At 60.0% G+C, this 24,867-nt stretch carries 24 protein-coding genes, 1 other RNA gene and 1 riboswitch; of the genes, 11 read left to right on the forward strand and 14 right to left on the reverse strand.

Translation table 11 applies throughout. The features are described 5' to 3' along the window. Positions 1-9 precede the first annotated feature (9 nt). The 7 genes from A0251_RS02890 to A0251_RS02920 form a co-directional block, all read right to left on the reverse strand. Entirely contained in the window at positions 10-951 is a 942-nt protein-coding gene (locus A0251_RS02890) for a DegV family protein (RefSeq protein ID WP_062815314.1), read from the reverse strand. A 127-nt stretch (positions 952-1,078) separates the two neighbouring features. Further along, positions 1,079-2,548, reverse strand: a complete 1,470-nt coding sequence (gene pyk, locus A0251_RS02895) for a pyruvate kinase (protein ID WP_103917308.1) — start codon at positions 2,546-2,548, stop codon at positions 1,079-1,081. A 129-nt stretch (positions 2,549-2,677) separates the two neighbouring features. Next, complete coding sequence (locus A0251_RS02900) at positions 2,678-3,145, reverse strand: aminoacyl-tRNA deacylase (protein ID WP_062815315.1); 468 nt, start codon at positions 3,143-3,145, stop codon at positions 2,678-2,680. A 332-nt stretch (positions 3,146-3,477) separates the two neighbouring features. After that, the gene (gene metF, locus A0251_RS02905) at positions 3,478-4,305 is read right to left on the reverse strand and encodes a methylenetetrahydrofolate reductase [NAD(P)H] (protein ID WP_062815316.1); all 828 of its coding nucleotides are present in this window, start codon (positions 4,303-4,305) and stop codon (positions 3,478-3,480) included. A gap of 91 nt (positions 4,306-4,396) precedes the next feature. Then, entirely contained in the window at positions 4,397-5,785 is a 1,389-nt protein-coding gene (gene ahcY, locus A0251_RS02910) for an adenosylhomocysteinase (RefSeq protein ID WP_062815317.1), read from the reverse strand. 20 nt (positions 5,786-5,805) lie between these two features. Continuing rightward, positions 5,806-5,883, reverse strand: a riboswitch (S-adenosyl-L-homocysteine riboswitch). Positions 5,884-5,944: 61 nt separating this feature from the next. Then, positions 5,945-7,093: a methionine adenosyltransferase gene (gene metK, locus A0251_RS02915; RefSeq protein ID WP_062815318.1), complete on the reverse strand. Its 1,149-nt coding sequence runs from the start codon at positions 7,091-7,093 to the stop codon at positions 5,945-5,947. A gap of 62 nt (positions 7,094-7,155) precedes the next feature. Further along, the gene (locus tag A0251_RS02920) at positions 7,156-8,139 is read right to left on the reverse strand and encodes a metalloregulator ArsR/SmtB family transcription factor (protein WP_062815319.1); all 984 of its coding nucleotides are present in this window, start codon (positions 8,137-8,139) and stop codon (positions 7,156-7,158) included. A 195-nt stretch (positions 8,140-8,334) separates the two neighbouring features. Between A0251_RS02920 and tkt the strand changes: the two genes are divergently transcribed. The 4 genes from tkt (at position 8,335) to fba (ending at position 13,724) form a co-directional block, all read left to right on the forward strand. Then, on the forward strand, positions 8,335-10,335 hold the full coding sequence (gene tkt / locus A0251_RS02925) for a transketolase (protein WP_062815320.1): 2,001 nt from the start codon (positions 8,335-8,337) through the stop codon (positions 10,333-10,335). Continuing rightward, a complete protein-coding gene (locus tag A0251_RS02930) occupies positions 10,336-11,364 on the forward strand; it encodes a type I glyceraldehyde-3-phosphate dehydrogenase (RefSeq protein WP_062815321.1) in 1,029 nt (342 codons plus the stop codon). Between the two features lie 48 nt (positions 11,365-11,412). Further along, the gene (locus A0251_RS02935; protein ID WP_062815322.1) at positions 11,413-12,576 is read left to right on the forward strand and encodes a phosphoglycerate kinase; all 1,164 of its coding nucleotides are present in this window, start codon (positions 11,413-11,415) and stop codon (positions 12,574-12,576) included. An 83-nt stretch (positions 12,577-12,659) separates the two neighbouring features. Next, a complete protein-coding gene (gene fba, locus A0251_RS02940; RefSeq protein ID WP_062815323.1) occupies positions 12,660-13,724 on the forward strand; it encodes a class II fructose-bisphosphate aldolase in 1,065 nt (354 codons plus the stop codon). 64 nt (positions 13,725-13,788) lie between these two features. Here the strand turns inward: fba and A0251_RS02945 are convergent, their stop codons facing one another. Together A0251_RS02945 and A0251_RS02950 are read right to left on the reverse strand one after the other, a co-directional pair. Further along, the gene (locus tag A0251_RS02945; RefSeq protein WP_231874140.1) at positions 13,789-14,217 is read right to left on the reverse strand and encodes an META domain-containing protein; all 429 of its coding nucleotides are present in this window, start codon (positions 14,215-14,217) and stop codon (positions 13,789-13,791) included. A gap of 75 nt (positions 14,218-14,292) precedes the next feature. Beyond that, on the reverse strand, positions 14,293-14,943 hold the full coding sequence (locus A0251_RS02950; RefSeq protein ID WP_062815324.1) for a flavin reductase family protein: 651 nt from the start codon (positions 14,941-14,943) through the stop codon (positions 14,293-14,295). Positions 14,944-15,055: 112 nt separating this feature from the next. On the opposite strand from A0251_RS02950, the gene A0251_RS02955 reads away from it, so the two are divergent. Continuing rightward, entirely contained in the window at positions 15,056-16,006 is a 951-nt protein-coding gene (locus A0251_RS02955; RefSeq protein ID WP_062815325.1) for an alpha/beta hydrolase, read from the forward strand. 106 nt (positions 16,007-16,112) lie between these two features. Then, complete coding sequence (locus tag A0251_RS02960) at positions 16,113-16,616, forward strand: hypothetical protein (RefSeq protein WP_062815326.1); 504 nt, start codon at positions 16,113-16,115, stop codon at positions 16,614-16,616. A 68-nt stretch (positions 16,617-16,684) separates the two neighbouring features. On the opposite strand, the gene rpiA is transcribed toward A0251_RS02960, so the two are convergent. Continuing rightward, a complete protein-coding gene (gene rpiA, locus A0251_RS02965; protein ID WP_062815327.1) occupies positions 16,685-17,338 on the reverse strand; it encodes a ribose-5-phosphate isomerase RpiA in 654 nt (217 codons plus the stop codon). A gap of 151 nt (positions 17,339-17,489) precedes the next feature. Here rpiA and ilvA point away from each other — a divergent pair, with 151 nt between their 5' ends. Continuing rightward, entirely contained in the window at positions 17,490-19,013 is a 1,524-nt protein-coding gene (gene ilvA, locus A0251_RS02970) for a threonine ammonia-lyase, biosynthetic (RefSeq protein WP_255357597.1), read from the forward strand. Between the two features lie 293 nt (positions 19,014-19,306). After that, positions 19,307-19,456, forward strand: coding sequence for a hypothetical protein (locus A0251_RS17340; protein WP_156478221.1), 150 nt, complete (start codon positions 19,307-19,309; stop codon positions 19,454-19,456). On the opposite strand, the gene A0251_RS02975 is transcribed toward A0251_RS17340, so the two are convergent. The 4 genes from A0251_RS02975 to A0251_RS02990 form a co-directional block, all read right to left on the reverse strand. Next, positions 19,437-20,018, reverse strand: a complete 582-nt coding sequence (locus A0251_RS02975) for a 5-formyltetrahydrofolate cyclo-ligase (RefSeq protein WP_062815329.1) — start codon at positions 20,016-20,018, stop codon at positions 19,437-19,439. The genes A0251_RS17340 and A0251_RS02975 overlap by 20 nt on opposite strands. Positions 20,019-20,077: 59 nt before the next feature. After that, a non-coding RNA gene (gene ssrS / locus A0251_RS02980) (6S RNA) lies at positions 20,078-20,261 on the reverse strand. A gap of 260 nt (positions 20,262-20,521) precedes the next feature. Beyond that, positions 20,522-20,833, reverse strand: a complete 312-nt coding sequence (locus A0251_RS02985) for a cell division protein ZapA (RefSeq protein WP_062815330.1) — start codon at positions 20,831-20,833, stop codon at positions 20,522-20,524. A 51-nt stretch (positions 20,834-20,884) separates the two neighbouring features. Next, positions 20,885-21,097, reverse strand: a complete 213-nt coding sequence (locus A0251_RS02990; RefSeq protein ID WP_035246082.1) for a TIGR02449 family protein — start codon at positions 21,095-21,097, stop codon at positions 20,885-20,887. Between the two features lie 249 nt (positions 21,098-21,346). Here A0251_RS02990 and A0251_RS02995 point away from each other — a divergent pair, with 249 nt between their 5' ends. The 3 genes from A0251_RS02995 (at position 21,347) to A0251_RS03005 (ending at position 24,690) form a co-directional block, all read left to right on the forward strand. Continuing rightward, positions 21,347-21,931, forward strand: a complete 585-nt coding sequence (locus tag A0251_RS02995; protein ID WP_062815331.1) for a UPF0149 family protein — start codon at positions 21,347-21,349, stop codon at positions 21,929-21,931. A gap of 35 nt (positions 21,932-21,966) precedes the next feature. Then, positions 21,967-23,283 (forward strand): Xaa-Pro aminopeptidase, encoded by a 1,317-nt coding sequence (gene pepP / locus A0251_RS03000; RefSeq protein ID WP_062815332.1) that lies wholly within the window; start codon positions 21,967-21,969, stop codon positions 23,281-23,283. A 234-nt stretch (positions 23,284-23,517) separates the two neighbouring features. Continuing rightward, positions 23,518-24,690 (forward strand): FAD-dependent monooxygenase, encoded by a 1,173-nt coding sequence (locus A0251_RS03005; protein WP_062815333.1) that lies wholly within the window; start codon positions 23,518-23,520, stop codon positions 24,688-24,690. The last annotated feature ends 177 nt before the right edge of the window (positions 24,691-24,867 follow it).

Consider the following 24,867-nt stretch of genomic DNA (forward strand, 5'->3'; position numbering starts at 1 on the left):
TGGACGGGGTCAGGCGAAATCCATCTGGTCGGTGATGAAACCCACGCTGATGGCGCCGGGGCCGATATTGACGCCCCCGGTCAGCCCCATATGACTGATCAGCAGGTCCACGCCGTGTTTCTCGGTGGTGGCCTTCAGTTCGCTGAAGCCGGGCATCTGGTAAACCGCATCCGGGTCGCCGGCGTAGCTGACACAGACAATGGGGGTGAGCAGGCCTTGCTCCACGCAGGCGCAGGCGTGGGTAAACATTTTCTCGACAGCGGTTTCGAACCCCCGGACCTTGGCCACCGGGAAGGTCTGATCCTGGCGGGCACAGAGGATGGGCTTGATGTCCAGCGCCGAGCCCATCAGAGCGCCGATGAAGCCCACGCTCTTGTCGCCTTTCTTGCGGGCGCGCTTGTGCACGTAATACAGGTCCGGCACCACCGCATAGCCCACGGTTTTCGGGGTCAGGTCACTGATGCGCTGGCGGATGTCGCCCACTTTCATTTCCGTATTGATCAGTCGCATGGTTTCCGCCGCCAGCACGCCCTGGCCGGCAAACAGGGTCTGGCTGTCACTGACGCGGATACGGAACGGGCCTTCCCGCCCGGCGGCTTCCCGGTATTTCTTGTAGTCGCCAAGAATGGCGTGGGCCGCTTCGGTGGCGTTCTCGAAAATCGGGCTGCGGCTTTTCGGCACGGTCTGCACCAGGGCGTAGTCGAACTCGCCCACCGCCTGTTCCAGGAACAGGGTGCGGATCTGGTCCACCGTGGGAGGGGCGGTTTCCGCGTCGTGGTTCTTGTCCACTTCATGGCGGGCGTAAAACTCCCGGGCCCGTTGCGGGTCGCGGTCGTCCACGAAAATTTCCTTGCCGATGCGGATGGGCACCGGCATGACCAGGATGTTGTTTGCGTCAATAAAGTCCTTGGGCAGATCACAACCCGAGTCCACAACCAGACCGATTCTCATTGTTATGCTTCCTGTGGGAAGTTTGAGAACCAGTCTAGTACCACCGTTCCGTTACTGGCGTCTTTTTGCGTATGGGAATGGTTAGGGGCTGTTACAAGACGCCAGTCTTTGCATCGCTGGTGAGGCGTTACTGAATATCCCCGCCCACCTGGATCACCTTCAGGGTGTTGGTGCCGCCATGGGCATCGTTGTAGTTGCCCTTGGTGATCAGCACCCGGTCGCCGTCCTCTATGGCGCCCATCTCTTCCAGGATGGCGACCGCGCGGCGGTTCACTTCGTCGCTGGCGATGGCATGGCTGTCAAAGGGGATGGCGCGCACGCCGCGCAGGATGGCCACCCGACGCTGGCTGCTGGGGTAGGGGGTAAAGGCATAGATGGGGATGCCGGAGCGCAGCCGTGACATCAGTCGCGGGGTGTTGCCGCTTTCGGTCATGGCAATGATGGCGGTGACCTTGCTGAGTCGGTTGGCGGCCTGCATGGCCGCCATGGCAATCACTTCATCAATATTGTCGGTGTTGTCGTTGATGGGACGGTCGGTGCGTCTTTCCTGCCAGGTGCGCTCGGCGCCGAGAATAATGCGGTCCATGGCCTGGACGGTTTCCACCGGGTATTCGCCCACGGCGGTCTCTGCGGACAACATCACTGCGTCGGTGCCGTCCAGCACCGCATTGGCCACATCGGAGACTTCCGCCCGGGTGGGCTGGGGGCTGTGGATCATGGATTCCATCATCTGGGTGGCGGTGATCACAAAGCGGTTGAGGGCCCGCGCGCGGCGGATGATGTGTTTCTGCACCCCCACCAGCTCCGCATCGCCGATCTCCACGGCCAGATCGCCCCGCGCCACCATGACGCCGTCGGAGGCCAGGATGATGGCATCCAGGGTGTCATCGTCCGCCACCGCTTCCGCCCGCTCAATCTTGGCAACGATGCCCCCCTGGCCGCCGGCCTGCCGGTAGCGACGACGGGCTTCTTCCACGTCTTCGGCGTCGCGGGGAAAGGACAGGGCAAGAAAGTCCACTTCCATGTCGGCGGCGGTGACGATATCGGCCAGATCCTTGTCGGTGAGTGCCCGGGCGCTGAGGCCTCCGCCCTTGCGATTGACCCCCTTGTGGTCGGACAGCTCGCCGCCCACCAGTACGGTGCATGCCACCCGGGTGCCGTTGATGGCATCCACTTTCAGTTCCAGCAAGCCGTCATTGAGCAGCAGGATATCGCCGGGCTGGCAGTCCTCCGGCAGTGGCGGGTAACTCACCCCGACCTCCTCCGCATTGCCGGCGTCATCCGCCAGGGCGGTGTCCAGCGTAAAAGCCTGGCCGGCTTTCAGCAGAATGGGGCCATCGGGAAAGCTGCCAATACGGATTTTGGGTCCCTGCAGGTCTGCCAGAATCGCCACGTGTTCGCCGCACTGTTCCGCACAGCGGCGAATGGTCTCTGCCGTTTTCCGGTGCGTATCCGCACTGCCATGGGAAAAGTTCAGGCGGAACACATTCACGCCAGCCTGTATCAGAGCCTCCAGTCGGGATTCTGAAGAAGAGGCGGGGCCAACGGTGGCGACAATCTTGGTGCGACGCAGGGGGGAGCGGGACATTCGGAACATTTCCATCAGCTGATTTTTGGCCAGCATACCATGTGGACTTGGCGGAGGGATGACAGCAATGGGCCAGATATCAGACAAAAAAATACCCCCGCACGGGCGGGGGCAAGGGGATAATTGTGCAGAGAGAAATCAATGCAGCATGGCAAAAGAGCAGGACTGGGCTCCACTGAGGCGCAGGAAATCGCCCATACCCATCTTGATGACTTCGGTGTGAGAGCCGGCATTAAAGGCCAGCCAGTCTTCACTGAGCAAGGTGTCGTCCACATACACCTTCATGTCGTAGAGGTTGCCGAAAGGCGGTTCACCACCGGGCTCGCACAGCGGGAAGCGATCCTTGAAATCTTCCTCCGGGGCAAGCCGGACGCTATTGGCATTCAGTGCCTGGCGTAGCTTGTCCGGGTCCAGGTATTGGTCGGAAGGCAGTACCGCCATGGCGAGCTCGCCATCCACATCCACGATCACCGTTTTGGCCATGTGACGTCCGGGGATATGGCTGGACTGGGCCACCTCGGAAGCGGTAACGGCGGGCGGGTGGTTATAGCAATGGTAGTTCACATTGTTGTTGTCGAGAAAATCAGCCAGTGCGCGGGCAGGCATGATAGACCTCCTCCCGGAACAGGTAAGCCGGGATTGGGGAGCGGTCCGCGGAGCAGTGGGTAACTGGCCGGGCCCGTTCCATGAATGTTCATATCCAAGCTTAGGGAGGTAAAAGCAGGCGGGGAAATACGGTTATGCGCTAAGAGAAATAGCGGAAAGACATAATGAGAGTTGCAAGTTTCAAGTTAAAAGTTGCAACGCGATTTTGTTGTGGTGCTAATCATTGCAAGTCGGAGCCGCGCCGGCAGGCATGCAGCGCGGGTAAGGCGTAATAGGTGTGGCTTTGACCTTCCCCGCGCTTTGTAACTTTCAACTTTTAACTTGCAACTGAATCACATCCCCAGATTATCCAGAATCCGCAGATTCGGACCGGCCTGGTTCATGGTGTAGAAATGCAGGCCCGGTGCGCCCATGGCGAGCAGGCGTTCGCACAGACGGGTGACCACTTCCTCGCCGAAAGCTTTGACCGCAGCGTCATCATCCTTGATGTCGTTGAGCTTGCTGTGCAGCCAGCGGGGGATATCGGCGCCACAGGTGTTGGAGAAGCGTACCAGGTTGGCCACGTTGAGGATCGGCATGATGCCCGGGTAGACCGGGGCGTCGCAGCCGATTTTCTGCAGCGCGTCCAGGTAATAACCGTAGGCATCCGCGTTGTAGAAATACTGGGTCAGGCCGCTGTTGGCGCCGGCGTCGACCTTGCGCTTGAAGTGGGCAATATCATCTTCAAAGCTGCGCGCCTGGGGGTGCATCTCCGGGTAGGCGGCCACTTCCAGGGTGAAGTGATCGCCGGTTTCCTCACGGATCAGCTGCACCAGTTCGTCCGCATACTTGATCTCACTCTGGGCGTAGCCCATGCCGGAGGGCAGGTCGCCGCGCAGGGCCACGATGCGGGTCACTCCCGCGGCCTTGTAGCCGTTCACCAGCTCCAGGATTTCCTCGCGGCTCTGGCCGATGCAGCTCAGGTGCGGGGCGGTGTCGCCGTGCTGATTGCGTAGCTGGTTGACCATGTCGCGGGTGTTGTCACGGGTGGAGCCACCGGCGCCAAAGGTGCAGGAAAAAAACGCCGGTTTCTTGGCCAGAAGTTTCTGCTGGGTCGCCAGCAGTTTTTCTTTTCCCGCATCGGTTTTCGGCGGGAAAAATTCAAAACTGATTCGTTTCATAAAATGCTCGCGTCGCGAGGCTGGCACAGAGGCACGCCCCACGCTGGCACGATTGGAGGCGAGCAGCGTGGGGCGTGTTGTGTGCAAGCGGTTAGTACTTGTAGTGCTCGGGTTTGTACGGGCCGTTCACGTCGACGCCGATGTAGTCGGCTTGCTCTTTGGTCAGTTTGGTGATCACGCCACCAAAGCCCTGCACCATGTAACGAGCCACTTCTTCGTCCAGGTGCTTGGGCAGCACCTCTACTTTAAGCATCTTCTCCTTCACGGTATCGGAGTGCTTGGCGTAGCCCTGGTCGAACAGATACATCTGCGCCAGTACCTGGTTGGCAAAGGAACCATCCATGATGCGGCTGGGGTGCCCGGTGGCGTTGCCCAGATTCACCAGACGGCCTTCGGACAACAGCAACAGGAAGTCACCCTCGGCCTTGTTGCGCCATACCTTGTGTACCTGCGGTTTGACCTCTTCCCATTCCCAGGTCTTGCGCATGAAGGCGGTGTCCACTTCATTGTCGAAGTGACCGATGTTGCAGACCACGGCACCTTTTTTCAGGGCCTTGAGCATGTTGGCGTCACAGACATTGAAGTTGCCGGTGGTGGTCACCAGCAGGTCGGTGTTGCCCAGCAGTTCCGTGTTGATGGAAGCCTCAGTACCGTCATTGACGCCATCCTTGTACTGGCTGACGACCTCGTAGCCGTCCATGCAGGCCTGCATGGCGCAGATCGGGTCCGCTTCGGTGACCTTCACGATCATGCCTTCCTGGCGCAGGGACTGGGCAGACCCCTTGCCCACATCACCGTAACCAATGACCAGTGCTTTCTTGCCTGACAACAGATGGTCGGTGCCGCGCTTGATGGCGTCATTGAGAGAGTGACGGCAGCCGTATTTGTTGTCGTTCTTGCTCTTGGTGACCGAGTCATTCACGTTCACCGCCGGCACTTTCAGGGTGCCCTTGTTGAGCATCTCGTAGAGACGGTGCACACCGGTGGTGGTTTCCTCGGTGATGCCGTGGATGTTGTCCAGCATCTGCGGGTAGGTCTCGTGGATGTAGCCGGTCAGATCGCCGCCGTCATCCAGGATCATGTTGGCATCCCACAGTTCACCGTTGCCATCGCGACAGGTCTGCTCGATACACCACATGTACTCTTCTTCGGTTTCCCCTTTCCAGGCGAATACCGGTATGCCAGCGGCTGCGATGGCGGCAGCGGCGTGGTCCTGGGTGGAGAAGATATTGCAGCTGGACCAGCGCACTTCTGCGCCCAGTGCGACCAGGGTTTCGATCAGCACGGCGGTCTGAATAGTCATGTGGATACAGCCGATGATTTTTGCGCCTTTCAGCGGCTGTTCGGTACGGTATTTTTCGCGGATTGCGATCAGTGCCGGCATTTCGGTTTCGGCAATATGGATTTCAGAGCGGCCATAGGCGGCCAGGGAAATATCGGCGACTTTAAAGTCGGTAAAAGTGTCCACTCTTGCGTTCATGATGTTCTCCATTCGTTTTTGACGAATGGGCGCCGTTGTTCCTTGCGTGTCTGCCCAGCGAGCCTCGCGGTCAAGCCGCTGCAGCGCCCCTCACAGGGCAGACATAGTCGGGATAATGCCGGCGCCACCCAAGAGGCGGCGCCGGCGGTGATGCCGGAGTTACAGGGCCTTGGCCAGGTCTGCCGCCTTGTCGGTTTTCTCCCAGCTGAAACCTTCGCGACCGAAGTGGCCGTAGCTGGCAGTGGGGCGGTAGATCGGCTTGCGCAGGTCGAGCATCTCGATGATGCCCCGCGGGCGCAGGTCAAAGTGCTCGCGCACCAGGGCCACGATGGCATCGTCGCTCAGTTTGCCGGTGCCGAAGGTGTTGACCGAGATAGAGGTAGGTTCGGCCACGCCGATGGCATAGCTCACCTGGATCTCGCACTTGCTGGCCAGGCCGGCAGCCACGATGTTCTTGGCCACATAGCGGCCGGCGTAGGCGGCGGAACGGTCTACCTTGGACGGGTCCTTGCCGGAGAAGGCGCCGCCACCGTGACGGGCCATGCCACCGTAGGTATCCACGATGATCTTGCGGCCGGTCAAACCACAGTCACCCATGGGGCCGCCGATCACGAAAATCCCGGTGGGGTTCACGTGGTACAGGGTGTCCTTGTGCAGCCACTCTTCCGGCAGGACCGGCTTGATGATTTCTTCCATCACCGCTTCACGCAGATCGGCCAGCTTGATGTCCGGGGAATGCTGGGTGGACAGCACCACGGCATCCACGGCCACCGGCATGCCGTTCTCGTAGCGCAGGGTGACCTGGCTTTTCGCATCCGGGCGCAACCAGGGCAGGGTGCCGTTCTTGCGCAGCTGTGCCTGGCGCTCCACCAGTCGGTGAGAGTAGTACACCGGCGCGGGCATCAGGGTGTCGGTTTCGTTGGTGGCAAAGCCGAACATCAGGCCCTGGTCGCCGGCGCCCATTTCCTTGTTTTCGGCTTCGTCTACGCCGATAGCGATATCCGCAGACTGTTTGCCGATGCCGTTGAGTACCGCACAGCTGGCACCGTCAAAGCCCTTGTCGGAGCTGTCATAGCCGATGTCCAGAATCACCTGGCGAACGATGTCCTCCAGCTCCACATAGGTGCTGGTACGGACTTCACCGGCAACGATGGCCATGCCGGTTTTGACCAGCGTTTCCACCGCCACGCGGGCATGGGGGTCATCCTTGATGATGGCATCCAGAACGGCGTCCGAGATCTGGTCGGCCATTTTATCCGGGTGGCCTTCGGACACAGACTCGGAGGTAAAGATGGAATATTCACTCATTACTGGAGTGCTCCCGTTATTCAAGTGTGCGTTACATTGCCTTCAACAGGCGCCAAAAACTTTCAACTCTTCCTGAAGGTGCGTACCTGCACCTGAAAACCATTGCGCAGGGCCAGAAACTGGCTTTCCTGCAATGCCAGACCGGCGCGGCCGGCCCAATCCACCAGATCGGCTTCTTCGAAGCCAAGCCAGAAATCACCACAGGCCTCGTGGGCCCAGTGCTGGTCATGCCGACACAGGTCGGTGATCAGCAGGGTGCCGCCTTCATTCAGCTGCCGGGCCGCGGCGCTGATGGCGCTGGCGGGGGCTGGCAGGTGATGCAGCACCATGTTCAGAACCACGGCATCCACCGTGGGCAGGATGGTGGCGCTGGCGGGCCACTCACCCAGTATCAGTTGCACATTTTGCCGTTTGGCGACAGTCAGGTTCTGGCGGGCCCGCTCCAGCATGGCTTCGGCATTATCCAGGCCGAACACAGTGTCAAAGCGTGTCGCCAGTTCCAGAAGAAACTGGCCATCACCGGGGCCGATCTCCAGGACGCTCTTGCCATCCGGAGCGTCCGGGCTGGCCCGGGTGAGTAATTCCAGGGCCTGATCCGCATACTGGCCATAGTCGGCAATCAGTTCCTGCTGTTCGTCCACCTGCTCCGCATGGCGGGCAAAAAAGGCCCGGCTCTGTTCCGCACGCTGCCCTTGCACCTGCTCAAGCCGTTCCGCCACCTGGGCGTCCAGGGGGCTATCATCCAGTTCTTCCAGCAGGGCGGCGTGAAGCGCGCCTTCTGAGTTGTCACCCTGGGGCAGGCGCCGGCGATAGAAGATGGAATTGCCTTCCCGCCGCTTCTCCACCAGCCCGCCCTGGGCCAGTACCTTAAGGTGGTGACTCATGCCGGATTGTTTCATGGCCATGATGTCGCACAGCTCCAGCACCCCGAAGCTGTTCTGGCCCAGCACCTGCAGCACCTGAAGACGCAACGGGTCGCCAGCGGCCTTGAGGAAGCCCGCCAGATGATCAGTGATCTCCGGAGCGTCGGGTGCTTGTGCATTCATAGGGGAAAGAGTCTAGCGCAATGAAAAGCTAAATCAAAATAAATTGATATAGATTTTCTGGCGGCCTGGCCGGTCACCCGCCAGAGCTGCTCTGGGGCATGTAAACCGGCGGGCGGGGCGCCCGCGCTTGTAGCGATTATCCCCTTGAGGGACAATAGCGCCCCTTTTCAGCCACCAGCCAGTTTGGAGCCCTGCATGTCCAGTGCCCCCGCCCGCCGTGAACTCGCCAACGCTATCCGTGCCCTGAGCATGGATGCGGTACAGAAAGCCAATTCCGGGCACCCCGGTGCGCCCATGGGAATGGCCGATATCGCCGAGGTGTTGTGGCGCGGCTTTCTCAAGCACAACCCGCAGGATCCCACCTGGCCCGACCGGGATCGCTTCGTGCTGTCCAATGGTCACGGCTCCATGCTGCTTTACAGCCTGCTGCACCTGAGCGGCTACGGCGTCAGCCTGGACGACATCAAGAACTTCCGGCAGCTGGGCAGCCCCACCGCCGGGCACCCGGAATACGGCGACGCCCCGGGCATCGAAACCACCACCGGGCCGCTGGGCCAGGGCATTGCCAATGCCGTGGGCATGGCATTGGCGGAGAAGATGCTGGCAGGTCAGTTCAACCGGGAAGGGCACGATATCGTCGACCACTACACCTACTGCTTCCTGGGCGATGGCTGCATGATGGAAGGCATCTCCCATGAAGCGTGTTCCCTGGCGGGCACCCTGGGCCTGGGCAAGCTGGTGGCCTTCTATGACGACAATGGCATTTCCATTGATGGTGAGGTGGAAGGCTGGTTCACCGATGACACCGTGGAGCGTTTCCGTGCCTATGGCTGGCAGGTGATCCCCAATGTGGATGGTCACAACGCGGAAGAGGTTCAGGTGGCCATCGAAAATGCCCGTGCCAATACCGATCAGCCCACCCTGATCTGCTGCAAGACCGTTATCGGTTTCGGCAGCCCCAACAAGCAGGGCAAGGAAGAGTCCCACGGTGCCGCTCTGGGGGAAGACGAAATTGCCCTGACCCGGGACGCGCTGGGCTGGAAGCACGGCCCCTTCGAGATTCCTGCCGACATCAAAAAGGCCTGGGATGGCAGCGAGAAAGGGGCGGCTGCCCAGAGCGACTGGCAGCAGCGTTTCGACGCTTACCAGGCCGCCTACCCGGAACTGGCGGCAGAGTTCCTGCGTCGTCAGGCCGGCGAATTGCCCGCCAACTTCCAGGAGCAGGCGGATGCCTACATCCGTGAGTGCCAGGAAAAAGGTGACAAGGTCGCCACCCGCAAGGCCAGCCAGAACACTCTCGATGCCTTCGGCCCGCTGCTGCCGGAACTGGCCGGTGGCTCCGCCGACCTGGCCGGCTCCAACAACACCATCTGGAAAGGCTGCAAGTCGGTCACCGCGGAGGATGCCAGCGGCAACTATATCCATTACGGGGTGCGTGAATTCGCCATGACCGCGATCCAGAACGGTCTCTGCCTGCACGGCGGCCTGCGCCCTTACGGCGGCACCTTCCTGGTGTTCATGGAATATGCCCGCAACGCGGTGCGCATGGCGGCGCTGATGCATCAGCCCAACATTCTGGTCTATACCCACGATTCCATCGGCCTGGGTGAAGACGGCCCGACTCACCAGCCCATTGAGCAAATGGCCAACCTGCGCCTGACCCCGAACATGCGCACCTGGCGCCCTTGCGACACGGTGGAATCCGCGGTGTCCTGGAAGAAAGCCATTGTCCGGCAAGACGGTCCTTCCGCGCTGATCTTCTCCCGCCAGGGGCTGCCCTGCATGGAGCGAGGTGATGCGCAGCTGGCCGAGATCGAAAAAGGCGGCTACACCCTGCTGCAAACCGGTGAGGGCACCCCGGACGCCATCATCATTGCCACCGGCTCTGAAGTGGAGCTGGCGGTGAATGCGGCCAAGGCCCTGACCGGCAAGACTATCCGTGTGGTCTCCATGCCCTGCGTGGAAGAGTTCCTGGCCCAGGACCGTGAGTATCAGGAAAGCGTGCTGCCCTCCAGTGTGCGCGCCCGGGTGGCCGTGGAAGCGGCCATCGCCGATTACTGGTATCGCTTTGTAGGCCTGGACGGCAAGGTGGTGGGCATGAACAGCTTCGGCGCCTCTGCCCCCGCCGGCGACTTGTTCAAGCACTTCAATATCACTGCCGAGGCAGTGCAGCAGGCCGTGGAGAGCCTGCTCTAAGTGAAAGTCGCGATTAACGGCTACGGCCGTATCGGGCGTTCCTTTGTCCGTGCCCTGGCCGAGCGCGAAGGCGCCGGCTGGCAGGCACCGTTCACCCTGGCGGCGATCAATGACAAGGGTCGCCCGGAAGACCTGCTGTACCTGACCCGCTACGACACCACCCATGGTCGTCTGGCGGAGCCGGCGGAATTGATCGAAGGCATGCTGCGTATCGGCAAGCAGGCCCCGCGGCTGCTGCAGCAACCCAAGCCGGAACAATTGCCCTGGCGCGAGATGGGGGTGGGTCTGGTGCTGGAATGCTCCGGTCATTTCCGCAGTCATGCGGGTGCCTCACGGCACCTGGAGGCAGGGGCCGGGCGGGTCATCATCGGTGCGGTGCCGTTCGATCAGGCGGACCAGATCGTGGTGTACGGCGTGAACCACAGGGATGTGCGCGATGACAGCAAGGTGCTGTCGGCGGCATCCTGTACCACCCACTGTATTGCGCCACTGCTGTCCCGGCTGGACCAGGCCTATGGCATCCGCCAGGTACTGATGAAGGAGATCCACTCCTATACGTCGGATCAGACCCTGCTGGATCATGTTCATCGGGATCCGCGCCGGGGCCGGGCCGGGGCACAGAACATCGTGCCCACCACCAGCAGTGCCATCGGCGCGGTACAGCAGGTGCTGCCGGCCCTGGCCGGCAAGATCAGCGGCCATTCCATCCGTGTGCCCACCCTGAACGTGGCCATGGTGGAGCTGACACTGCTGCTGGAGCGTACCCCGGATAGGGACAGTCTGAACCAGTGGCTGCAGCAGCAATCGAAAGAAGCCAGTGCGTTGATTGGGTACAATGATGCGCCGCTGGTGAGCGTGGATTTCAACCACCGGCCGGAATCTGCCATCGTCGATGCCACCCAGACCCGGGTGCAGGGCGAGATGGGGCAGGCCATGGTGCAGATAGTGGCCTGGTATGACAACGAATGGGGCTATGCGAACCGACTGCTCGACTGGGTGGCGGCGCTGGCTGAATCACATCAAGCTTGAATGAATGGATGCACCCATGCGGGTGGCCGTGAATGAGGTAAGTACGACATGAACTTCAAACGCATGACCGACCTGGATCTGGCAGGCAAGCGCGTTCTCATCCGGGAAGACCTGAACGTGCCGGTGAAGGACGGCAAGGTCACCAGCGATGCGCGTATCCGCGCGTCCCTGCCCACCATCGAGCACGCCCTGAAGGCGGGAGCCAAAGTGATGCTGATGTCGCATCTGGGCCGTCCCACGGAAGGGGAGTACGCGGAGGAGTTTTCCCTGCAGCCGGTGGCCGACCATCTTGGCAAGCTGCTGGGGCGAGAGGTGCCGCTGGTGAAAGACTGGCTGGACGGTGTCGATGTGGCAGAAGGCCAGGTCGTATTGTGCGAGAACGTGCGTTTTAACAAGGGCGAGAAAAAGGATGACGAGGCGCTGTCACAAAAGATGGCGGCCCTCTGTGATATCTATGTGATGGATGCCTTCGGCACCGCACACCGGGCCCAGGCCTCCACCCATGGTGTGGGCAAGTTTGCCCCGGTTGCCTGTGCCGGTCCGCTGCTGGCCAATGAGCTGGATGCTCTCGGCAAGGCCCTGAACGCGCCCGAGAAGCCGCTGGTGGCGATTGTCGGGGGTTCCAAGGTATCCACCAAGCTGGAGGTGCTGGAATCCCTGTCGGATGTGGTGGACCAGCTGGTGGTGGGTGGCGGTATCGCCAACACTTTCCTGGCCGCGGCCGGTCATCCGGTGGGCAAGTCCCTGTACGAGGAAGACTTGATCCCGGCGGCGAAGAAGATCGCCGAGAAGGTGCATATCCCGATCCCGGTGGATGTGGTCACCGCCAAGGAATTTGCCGAATCCGCTGAAGCTACCGCCAAGAAGGTGGATGATGTGGCCGAGGACGACCTGATTCTGGATATTGGCCCGCAGACTGCCCACATCGTGGCGGCGCTGATGAAGGAAGCCAAGACCATTATCTGGAACGGCCCGCTGGGTGTGTTCGAATTTGACCAGTTCGGTGAAGGCACCCGGGAAATGGCGGAAGCCATTGCCGACTCCGATGCCTTCTCCATTGCCGGTGGCGGTGACACCTTGGCCGCCGTCGACAAGTACGGTATCACCGACAAGGTCAGCTACATCTCCACCGGTGGTGGGGCCTTCCTGGAATTTGTGGAAGGCAAGGTGCTGCCGGCAGTCGCCATGCTGGAAGCGCGGGCGAAAGATTGATCACAGACCGCATGGCCGGTCTGGGAAACCACTGAACAGGAATCGGGCAGCATGGCTGCCCATGGAAACGAAGGGGAAAGACAATGGCACTCGTAAGCATGCGACAGCTGCTGGATCACGCCGCCGAATATGGCTATGGCGTACCGGCCTTTAACGTGAACAACGTGGAACAGATGCGCGCCATCATGGAGGCCGCGGATCAGACCAATTCCCCGGTGATCGTGCAGGCCTCCGCTGGCGCCCGCAAATACGCCGGTGCCCCTTTCCTGCGGCACCTGATTCTGGCAGCCACCGAAGAATTTCCGCACATTCCTGTGGTGATGCACCAGGATCACGGCACCAGCCCCTCCGTGTGCCAGCGTTCCATTCAGCTGGGGTTCTCCTCGGTGATGATGGATGGCTCGCTGGGCGAGGACGGCAAAACCCCCACGGATTACGAGTACAACGTGCGCGTCACCCAGCAAGCGGTGGCCATGGCCCACGCCTGTGGTGTGTCTGTGGAAGGTGAGCTGGGCTGCCTGGGTTCCCTGGAAACCGGCCAGGCCGGTGAAGAAGATGGTATCGGCGCGGAAGGCACCCTGAGCCACGATCAGATGCTCACCGACCCGGAAGAGGCGGCGGACTTCGTCAAGCAAACCAAGGTGGATGCCCTGGCCATCGCCATCGGTACCAGCCACGGTGCCTACAAGTTCACCCGTCCGCCCACCGGTGACATTCTGGCCATCGAGCAGATCAAGGCGATCCACAAACGCATCCCGGATACTCACCTGGTCATGCACGGTTCCTCCTCCGTGCCGCAGGACTGGCTGGCCATCATCAATGAGTACGGTGGCGAGATTGCGGAAACCTACGGGGTGCCGGTGGAAGAGATTCAGGAAGGCATCAAGCACGGCGTGCGCAAGGTGAACATCGATACCGATCTGCGCCTGGCGTCCACCGGTGCGATTCGTCGTTTCCTGGCCCATAACCCGGCCGAGTTCGACCCGCGCAAGTATCTGAAGGAATCCATCACCGCCATGCGCGATATCTGTATTGCCCGCTACGAAGCGTTTGGCACGGCCGGTAATGCGGACAAGATCAAGCCGATCAGCCTGGAGCGCATGTTCCAGCGCTACGAAGCCGGCGAGCTGGATCCGCGCGTCAAGTAACGGACCGCACTGAAACACAAAAAAGCCCCGCACTGCGGGGCTTTTGGGTTTCCGTGGGGGAGAATTATGGCTGGCGGGTAGCTTCGATCTGTACCTGGTCCGCACCACGCAGAACCAGTTGCCCGTCCTCGTTGATATCTCCCGCCGTCACCTCTTCCAGCGCGGTCAGAAATTGTTGCTCCAGCGTCATCAGCGGCTGGGGGCACGCCATCATGGTGACGCCGCCGGTTTTCACCGTGAACGTGTCCTCGTCCAGGGTGTAGCTGGCCATGTAGTTGTTGCAGGCGGCCTTGCCGGCCAGTCGTCCCGGTTCATGAAAGTTCAGGGTAATAAGGGCATCCCCCACATGGTCACCGTTGAGGCGCTGTACCTGCCAGGCGCTGCCCTGCAGTTGCTCGGAAGTGACCATGGTATCGGTTCCTGTGGGGTGGCTGCTGCAGGCGGCAAGCGTCAGGGCGGCACCTGCCAGCAGGGAAAGCTTGAGTGTTTGCATATCGGGTCCTTATTGATCGCACGGTATCAGGGCGTCCTGTCCCGGTTAGTCCCCAATGGCAGCGGATAGTTTCCCTCAGCCCTGATCGTGGTCCGGATCCAGACGGCGCAGGGGCTGATCCGGCTTGGCATAGCTCCAGCGCGCCTGGCGGTGGGTCAGGTGGTAGCTGTCCAGGCCAGACAGGGCCACGGTGCCCGCCTTTTCGATATCCACATAGCCGTCACTGCCCAGCGCGTAGCCGGGTAACTGAATATGTTCGATGGCACCGATTACCATCACTGTATCGTTGACCTGCAAGGTGTGTGTCTCCAGCAATACCATGCCCAGTCGGATGCGGGCCTGTTCCACAAAAGGCGCCGGGAAATCCGGCAGGTAGGCCGGGGTCAGACCGGTGGCGGTAAACTCGGACACGTCGCGGGGGTAGCGGGCCGCGGTCTGATGCGCCGCAGGGACCATGTCCCCATGCACCTGGTTGAGCGTGTAGAAACCGGTTTCCATCAGGTATTCCAGGCTGTGGCGGTCCACAGAGTGGGGACGAATGATCATGCCCAGCAAGGCAGGATCCGCGCCAAGATGGAAGCAGGAACTGACAATGGAAAGGTTCTCCTGGCCATTGGCGGCACGGGTGCCCAGCAGATTGGCGCTCTTGAAGCCGGACAGGCTGTTGATCAGATTGACCCGCTGTTGGCGGGGCAGGTCCTTGAGAGTATCGGCGGTCAGGTGCATGGTGTGCTTCCTCCTGGCGCCGTATTATCAGAAGTCGCCGTGAGTAAACCGTGGAGGTCTGTATGAACTCCGGTGCGACTACGACTAGACTCGAAACAGGCTCTTACCGGCTATGGCAAACCCTTTCGACCGTGATCACATTGTTCAGGAATGGCAGCCGCTTAACTGGGAGGCGTTTGATCCGCTCAGTGAGTCTACCCGGCGATATGTGGCCTACTATGGTCTGAATTTCGCAGAGCAGTTACCGGATCTGGAACATGGCTTTGGCTATTTCGAAGCGGCCGGCCACCAGTTGTCCGTGCATGCCTGGCGCCCCCGGGCGCCGCGGGGCACGGTGCTGGTCTGCCATGGTTACTTTGATCATGTGGGCCTGTACCGGCATATCATCGGCCATTTACTGGAGCTGGGTTACGCGGTGCTGGCCTATGATCTGCCCGGCCATGGATTGAGCTCCGGCCCCCAGGCCGTGATCGATGACTTTCGGACCTATCGGGATGTGCTTGAACAATGTCTGGCGCTGGCGGATAACCATTTTCCCCGTCCCTGGAATGTGATTGCCCAGAGTACCGGCGGGGCGATCGTGATGGATTATCTGATCAGTCGTGGCGACGGCGATGCCAATCCCTTTGAACATGTCATCCTGCTGGCGCCACTGGTACGACCGTTCAAATGGTCTTCAGCCCGTTGGTTGCATACGTTTATCCGCCCTTTTGCCCGCAGCATCAAACGCGTCTTTACCATCAATTCCAATGATCCGGATTTTCTGGATTTTCTGGAAAACCAGGACCCGTTACAGGCCAAGAGAGTGTCTGCAGTGTGGGTGTCTGCGCTGAAAAAATGGTTGCCGGGTTTTGAAAAAGCATCACGAATCAAGGTGTCGCCGGTGGTGATACAGGGGGACATGGACGAAACCGTGGACTGGCGTCATAACCTGAAAGTGATTCAGGAAAAATTTCAGGATCCACAGATTCATATGTTGCCCGGTGCCCGCCATCAACTGGCCAATGAACATGAAGACTTTCGCGGTAAAATTTTCGCGATTATTGATCAATATCTCGACTGATTATCGATTTTACGCTTTGTTACTTGAGCTGCGGCGCGAATTTCCTGATGGTAGCGTCACATAATGGCAATATGCCTTTTGAATGTTGTTTCAAGGAGACTTAAGCATGGATAAGAAATGGATGCTGGCCATGACCGCCGGTGCTGCAATGATGAGCCAGGCAGCAATCGCTGATCTGAACGCAGGTATCAATGCTGCCGTTAATGCCGAAGCGGATGCCAAAGCCACTGAGCAGTCTGTCCGTGATCAGCGTGATGCGGCCAAAGCCAACGCGGAGCAAATGAAGGAAGACGCCAAGGCACGCAAGGAAGCCATGAAAGAGCAGGCTGAAGCGAAGAAAGAAGAAGCCAAGGCCAAGAAAGAAGCCATGAAGGAAGAGGCTGAAGCGAAAAAGGAAGCGGCCAAAGAGCGTGCCGAAGCCGAGCGCGAAGCGGCGAAAGAGCGCATGGAAGCCGAGCGTGAAGCTGCGGAAGACATGAAAGACGCTGCCAAGGCAGACGTGAATGCCAGCGCCAATGTGAGCGCTGACGGTGCTTCCGTCAATGCCGAAGCCAATGCGGAAGGAAACGGCAAGGCAGAAGAAAAATCCTGGTTCAACTTCTGGGACTAATCACCCAGCCAGGAACGAAAAAGGGCCGCTCTATGCGGCCCTTTTTTATTGTGCAAAATAACAGCGTTTCAGTATTGATTGACGCTGCCATTTTCTCCTACCAGGACCACATCCGCCGGCCGTTTGGCAAACAGGCCATTGGTGACAACACCCACGATATTATTGATTTTTTCTTCCATCTCGATGGGGTTGAGAATATCCAGGTTGTGAACGTCCAGAATGATATTGCCATTATCGGTGACAAAGCCCTCCCGGTACTCCGGCTGCCCTCCCAGGGCCACCAGTTTGCGGGCCACGTGGGAGCGCGCCATGGGGATGACCTCCACCGGCAGCGGAAAGCGCCCCAGCCGTTTCACCTGCTTTGAGCCGTCAACAATACAGACGAACTGTCTGGCCACGGCGGCAACAATTTTTTCCCGGGTGAGCGCGCCGCCACCGCCCTTGATCATTTCCCGGTGACCGTTGACTTCATCCGCGCCGTCCACATATACCGGCAGGGAATCCACGTCGTTCAGAGACAATACCGGAATGCCGTGTCCCTTCAGTCGTTCTGCGGTGGCATCGGAGCTGGCCACAGCGCCCTTGATGCGGTCTTTGATACTGGCCAGACCGTCAATGAAGAAGTTGGCGGTGGAACCGGTGCCCACACCAATGACTTCGCCTTCGGGCACAAAGCGGAGCGCCGCCTCGGCGACCTGTTTTTTCAGCGCATCCTGGTCCATGAAATTGTCCTGTCATGCCGATCAATGAATTTTGCGGGGATTATAGGGCAGGTGTGGCGTTGACTCGACCCTGGAGAGCCGCTGACCTATCGCATTTATCCCGGTCACCCCCTAGACTAGTCCTTCCTGCGCACCAAACACCAACCCGGAACTGTCAATGCTGGACAAATACGTCAAACGGATACTGCAATCCCGCGTCTACGACGTGGCGGTGGAAACCCCTATCCATGCAGCGCCGTTGATTTCCAAACGTATTGGTAACCGGGTATTGCTCAAACGGGAAGATTTGCAGCCGGTGTTTTCCTTCAAGCTGCGTGGGGCTTACAACAAGCTTTGCCAGCTCACCGACGAGCAGCTTCAGCATGGAGTGATCTGTGCTTCCGCCGGCAATCATGCCCAGGGCTTGGCGCTGGCAGCCAGTTCCATGGGGATCAAGGCCACTATCGTGATGCCGCGGACCACACCGGATATCAAGGTGAACTCGGTGCGTAACCATGGTGGCAAGGCCGTGTTGCATGGTGACAGCTTCGATGAAGCCCTGGCCCATGCCCGCAAACTGGAAGCACGCGACAATCTGACGTTTGTGCACCCCTATGATGATCCGGATGTCATCGCCGGCCAGGGCACCGTGGGTATGGAAATCCTGCGGCAGCAGAGCCGGGATCTGGATGCCATTTTTATTCCGGTTGGCGGTGGCGGTCTGGCTGCCGGCGTGGCGGCCTACGTGAAATACGTACGCCCGGATGTGAAGGTGATTGCCGTGGAGCCGGAAGATGCGGCCTGTTTGAAGGCTGCACTGGATAAAAATCGTCGTGTCACGCTGGCGGAGGTCGGTTTGTTTGCCGATGGTGTGGCGGTGAAACAGATCGGCAAGGAAACCTTCAAGATCCTGCGCCATCACGTGGATGAGGTGATTACCGCCACCACGGATGAAATCTGCGCGGCCATCAAGGATGCCTTCGAGGATACCCGGGCCATCTGCGAGCCAGCCGGTGCCCTGGCACTGGCTGGCCTGAAAAACTGGGTGGCCAAGCACCAGGTGGAAAATCAGACCCTGGTAGCGATCCAGAGCGGTGCCAATGTGAATTTTGATCGCCTGCGCCATGTGTCTGAGCGCGCGGAATTGGGTGAACAGCGTGAGGCGATTCTGGCGGTGACCATCCCTGAGCGACCTGGCGCCTTCCGCGCCTTTTGCCAGGCTCTGGGGCGTCGAGGTATCACCGAGTTCAACTACCGATACAGCGATGACCGGGATGCCAACATTTTTGTGGGCATCCAGTTGCGCCCGGGTGGTGAAGCGCTACAGGCCCTGATGGCGGAGCTGCAAGAGCGTGGTTACCCGGTGGTGGATATGAGCGGCAACGAAATGGCCAAGTTGCATATCCGCCATATGGTAGGGGGGCACGCCCCTCGCCAGGACATGCAGGAAAGATTGTTCCGGGTGGAATTCCCCGAGCGCCCGGGGGCCCTGATGAAGTTTCTCCAGTCCCTGGGGGAAAAGTGGAACATCAGCCTGTTCCACTACCGTAACCACGGCGCGGCCTATGGGCGAGTGCTGGTGGGCTTTCAGGTGGAGTCCGGCAAGTACTCCCGGCTGCTGGCGGATCTGAAGAAAGTCCCCTATCCCATGGTGGAAGAAAGCGACAACCCGGCCTACCGGCTGTTTCTTGATTAGTCCTGAACTAAATGGCGACAGACCTGTCTGTCCCTGTTGATGTCCCGTGAGTCACGGCTTTCTGGTTGCATAACCAATAATTGCATTTAAAGCGGCTTGCAGACGGCACTTAACGAGGGTTTTTGTTAAGAAACGTCAGCAAGACCGGCTAACTGCTTGACTTTGCACCTTAAAGTGATCAAATTTTGACCCGGTTGGCATTTTACATTTCGTAATAGGTTTAAAGTGACACTCTTGTTACGACTTTTGGGTCACTTTTTATTTTGCTGTACCGTTTTTTGGGGATAGAAACAATGAAAAAGAAGCCGGACGCCCTGGTGCTACTGGCTGTGATATTCGGGTTGGGGGTGCTGATCAGCAGCCTTACCCACGGCGGCAATGAAAACGATTACCAACGTTACGCAGATAGCGCCGGTGTTGTTGTCAGTCACATCCAGCAGTAACCGTCAGATCTACCGGTTGGTCCCACGGGGCCACCGGTAGGGTCCCTTCGCCCACCTTCTGAAAATCATAGCCCACGGCCACCAGCCTGGGTCGCCTCGGTCTGCGTTGCAGATCCGCCAGGGTGCGATCGTAATATCCTCCCCCCATGCCCAGCCGATAGCCGCAAGCGTCAAACGCCACCGCCGGCAACAGAATCACATCCAGTGCCCACAGGGCTCGCCCGCGATAATAGTGTGCCGGTTCAGCGATACCGTAATGGTTGGGGCGCATGGGATGGTGGCGCTGCCAGAGGCGAAACTGCAGATGGCCGTGGCGAATCGGGTCCAGTCGCGGCAGGTAGGTGGTGGCCAGTTGGAAGCGGCTGTGGCCGAGAGCGGGTCGCAGATCCAGTTCGCCGTCGTTGGCCAGATACAGCGCCAGATGGCGGGCGGGACGATGGCCCAATGCCTGATCCAGCCTGGCGCCGAAACGGCGGCTGGCCCGACGGCGTTGCCCCGCAGTCAGAGAGCGGCGTTGTTGTCGATACTGGCGGCGCAGTTGCCGCCGCAAGGCTGCGGTCATGGGCTGGCCGGAATCTGTCCGGAGCGTTGATATCATCGCTCCGGGAGGAAAAAGAAAGGGTGCTTCCCGGTCCGCCGCTGCGGGCTTGACCCTTGAACCGTAGGTTCAAGGTGGAGGCAGCAACCCCACCTTTAGGCTTTCCGCTCAATGGGCGGACATGCACACAGGCAAGGTAATGTTTGCCCCCGGGTATTACATTATCGGCTCGGGGACATGACCCTCTGGCGAACGGGCCAGGAAACACTCGCGTGCAGTATAACAGGGGTGTCGGGGACAGGTCAGGACTTGACAGGAAAGGGATTTCGTAGATTTTTTTGCTTAACGACGAAGCTGCTGTAGGAGCCATGCTTGCATGGCGAACCGAGCCTTGGCGAGGCGATTAATTACCGGCCTGTATTTTCTTTCTGATATTCCTGATCACCCTTCGGGCGATTTCCGCGCAATCGCGGTTCGCCATGCAAGCATGGCTCCTACAGGGGGGTAGAAACGTGGGGGGGAAGAGGCTACAGCTTCCGGCGGGCGTCTTCGAAGGCCTGGATCTCGTCTTCCAGGCGGCTGAGCAGGGCCTGGACCCGGGCTTCGCTCTCGGAGTCCTCGGACACTGCCTTGCGGGCGTTGAGCAGTTCGTGGCTCATGTTCAGCGCCGTCATGATGGCAATGCGTTCCAGGCCGATCACATTGGCGTCACGGACTTCCCGCAATTGCTTGTCCAGATAGCGGGCGGCGGCCAGCAAGTTGTCCTGTTCACCGGACGGGCAGGCGACGCGATACTCCTTGTCCAGTAGATGAATCACCAGGGAGTTTTCGTTAGACATGGCCGAGGGCACCGCATTGGCTGTGGATCAGTGTCAGGCAGGATGCCACGCTCAGGACTCCTGCTCCAGGGATTTCAGACGAGAAATAATGGCTTCGACCTTGTTGCGAGCCACATCGTTTTTTTTCAGCAGCTGTGCCCGTTCCTCCACCAGCTTGGCCTCGCGCTCATGCAAGGACTGGTTTTCCTGACGCAGGCGCGCACTGATGCGCAGCAGGTCATCGACGCGGGCTTCCAGTTGCCGTAGTTGTTGTTCCGTCGTCATGGCAAAATGTACGCTGTTCGCCTAAGGTGTGGGCCTTTCGCGGCCCGGCGTTCCCATGGAGCCAGTGATTGGCCCTCACCCTGCCGGTATTTTCCGGCAATGGCATTCCCACCCGGATTAGAGGTTGTTTCAACTATAGGTGTGGGGTTTGCAAGGGTCAACGAAATTCAATAGTGGTAGCCACTTAGCGCACATTATTCACAGGCTGCCTGAGCATAACCTCCAATTCCCCGAAAAACGGATAGATGCATGTCCAACCTGATCGATTTTGAAGTCCTGGCCCAGGGGCTGGCGGCAGCCGGCGTGGCCCACTCTCCCAGTGAATTGCAAGGCGTGCTGGCGGGGCTGTTGGCCACCGGTCATGGTGGCCAGGACCAGGAAGTGCTTGGTGTGCTGGCGGCCCATGCGGATATTGATGGCGGCTTTGACGGTGCCCTCTCGGCGGCACTGCTTACATTGCGAGATCAGCTTCACGACGGGTTTCAGGGCACTGGGCTGGACCTGGCCCTGTTGCTGCCCGGGGATGAAGAGGAGCTGGGCCTGCGGGTAGCGGCGGTGGCCCAGTGGTGTGAGGGCTTTCTGGTGGGGTTCGGCACCGGGTCTGCCAATACCCACGACAAGGATCTGTCACCGGGCATCCAGGAAGCTCTCTCCGATCTGGCAGCGATCAGCCAGGTGGCGACCCCGGAAAACGACGGCGATGAAGAGGAAGACATGTTCGAGCAGGTGGCCGAGCACTGCCGGATGGCGGCGCTGATGATTTACACTGAGCTGGTCATGCGCCATCAGGGCAAGCCGGCACCGGCACCGCAGACGCCACCGACCCGACACTGATTACGCTGTTCGCGCCGCCATATTAAGGAGAGCTCTTGAGTATCAACCGCCAGGAATTCGCCCGTCGCCGCCAGGAACTGATGGGCATCATGGGGCCCAACAGCATTGCCATCCTGCCGGCGGCCCCGGAACGCACCCGTAACCGGGATGTGGAATACCCCTATCGGCAGAACAGTGACTTCTGGTACCTGACCGGGTTTGGCGAACCGGAGGCGATCATGGTGCTGTTGCCGGGCCGGGAGCACGGCGAGTATGTGCTGTTCTGCCGCGAGCGCGACCGCGCCATGGAAATCTGGAACGGCTACCGGGCCGGCCCCGATGGGGCCGTGACGGATTTTGATGCGGATGATGCGTTCCCCATCGGTGATATCGACGAGATCCTGCCGGGCTTGATCGAGGGCCGTGAGCGGGTCTATTACGACCTGGGTCATGATGCGGAATTCGATCGCCGTCTGATGGGCTGGGTCAACAGTATCCGTGAGCGGGTCCGCTCCGGTGCCCAGCCGCCGGGGGAATTCGTTGCCCTGGCACACCATCTTCACGACATGCGTCTGTTCAAGAGCGCTGCCGAAATCAAGTTGATGCGCCGCGCTGCCAGTATTTCTGCCGGCGCCCATGTGCGCGCCATGCAGACGGTGAAGCCGGGCATGATGGAGTATCAGCTGGAAGCGGAATATATCCACGAATTCATGCGCCACGGCTCGCGTAGCCCGGCTTACCCGAGCATTGTCGGTGGCGGCGCCAACGGTTGCATCCTGCACTACATCGAAAACAGCCAGAAACTGAAAGACGGCGATCTGGTGCTGGTGGATGCCGGTTGCGAGCTGGAACACTATGCCTCGGACATTACCCGTACCTTCCCGGTGAATGGCACATTCAGCAAGCCCCAGCAGGCCCTTTACGAACTGGTTCTGGCCAGTCAGCACGCCGCCATCGCGGCCACCCATCCGGATAATCACTGGAATGTGCCCCACGAAAAAGTGGTGCATATCCTCACCCAGGGGTTGCTGGATCTGGGCCTGCTCAAGGGGGAGTTCAACGAGCTGGTGGAAACCGAAGGCTACCGGCGTTTCTTCATGCATCGCACCGGTCACTGGCTGGGTCTGGATGTGCATGATGTGGGCGACTATCGGGTGCAGGATCAGTGGCGGCAACTGGAGCCGGGAATGGCACTGACCGTGGAACCGGGACTCTATGTGGCGCCGGACGACGACAGCGTGGACGAGCAGTGGCGAGGTATCGGGATCCGCATTGAGGACGATGTGGTGGTAACCCGGGACGGCTGTGATGTGCTGACTCACGAGGTGCCCAAGGAAGTGGCGGATATCGAAGCGGTGATGAAAGGCAGTTAACGGTTAATAGTGAATCGTTAACAGTGAAAACCGGTGCTACGTCGCCGTGTTAGGCCGGATATGGCCGGCAGGCGATCGGCGTTCCAGGGTGGCCTGAAGACAACAATAGCGGGTGGCGAGTCACGAGTTGCGAAAGGCAAAAGCGGTTTTTGGGTTTTCGACACAGGCTTCTCGCAACTCGAGTCTGTTTGGTTCGCGCCTAACGCGGTGTCCTTACACAGAAATGGGGAAACAATGACGCAACAACCTTTGCTGATAGTCGGCGGTGGCATGGCCGGGGCGTTGCTGGCGTTGTTGTTGCGTCATCATGCCGCCGCTGCCGTGACGCTGGTGGAAAATCATCCGTTGACCTTGCCCGATGAACCGCCGCTGACGCCCAGTTTCGATGCCCGCAGCACAGCCCTGTCCGCAGGCACCCTGGAGGTGTTGGATGCGTTGGGATTGGGCGAGGCCATTCGCGAACACGCCGCCCATATCGATACCGTGCATGTCTCGCGCCGCTCCCGGCTCGGCATCACCCGTCTGCGCGCCAGCGAAGAAGGCGTGCCGGCGCTGGGGGCGGTGGTGGAAAACCGCTGGCTGGGGTTTGTGTTGTTGCGGGCCCTGTACGCGGATGCCGCCATTGAGGTGTTGGCCCCGGAACGGCTCAGCGCCATTCGCCGTCTGGACGATGGCTACCAGGCCACCCTGGAAAGCGGTCGCACCCTGACCACGCCGTTATTGATCGCCGCTGATGGTGCCGGGTCACGGACCCGCGAATGGCTGGGGGTCAGTGCCCGGAGCAGCGACACCGGCCACGATGCCATGATTGCCAATCTGTCCCTGGCCAGCGATCACCAGGGCATTGCCTACGAGCGTTTCCTCAACGATGGGCCCTTGGCCCTGTTGCCGCTGCCGGATCGCCGTTTTGCCCTGGTCTGGACCGGCCCCCGTGATCAGGTGGATACCTGGATGGCCATGGAGCCCGAGGCATTGCTTGCCCGGTTGCAGGAGCAATGCCCGGCGGATGCGCCGCGGCTGACCGGTATCGGCGAACGCCAGCGTTACCCGCTGGTGCTGACCCATGCCTGTGCCCAGGCGGTTCCCTATGGGGTGGTGGTGGGCAATGCCGCCCATACCTTGCACCCGGTAGCGGGGCAGGGTTTCAACCTGACCGTGCGCGATCTGGTGCAGTTGGCCAGCACCGTTGGCGCTGCCCCGGCACCGGGTGAATTGTCCCTGTTGCAGCAATACGTGCAACGCCGGGAACAGGACCAGGCCCTGATCAGCCAGGCCTCCCGCTGGGTACCGGAGTTGTTCCGGGTGCAGCAGCCGTTGTTCGCCCACAGCCGGCAGCTGGGGCTGGTGGCCATGGATATCCTGCCCGGTCTGCGCCAGGGTTTTGCGCGCCGCGCCATGGGCTTGTGAAAGCAGTTGAAAGTTCAAAGTTTAAAGTTGAAACGCGAGCGAAACTTGTAGCCACACGATTTGCGTCAACGCCGCGCCGCAAGACCCGTAGAATGCACTGTAACAATGAGGCGCCAAGGTTGGACCTTGCTTTTAATCTTTTCCCTGTCATGTATGGACGCGGGGGAAACGCCGCTC

Source organism: Alcanivorax sp. NBRC 102024 (assembly GCF_001602235.1).
Classification (GTDB): domain Bacteria; phylum Pseudomonadota; class Gammaproteobacteria; order Pseudomonadales; family Alcanivoracaceae; genus Alcanivorax.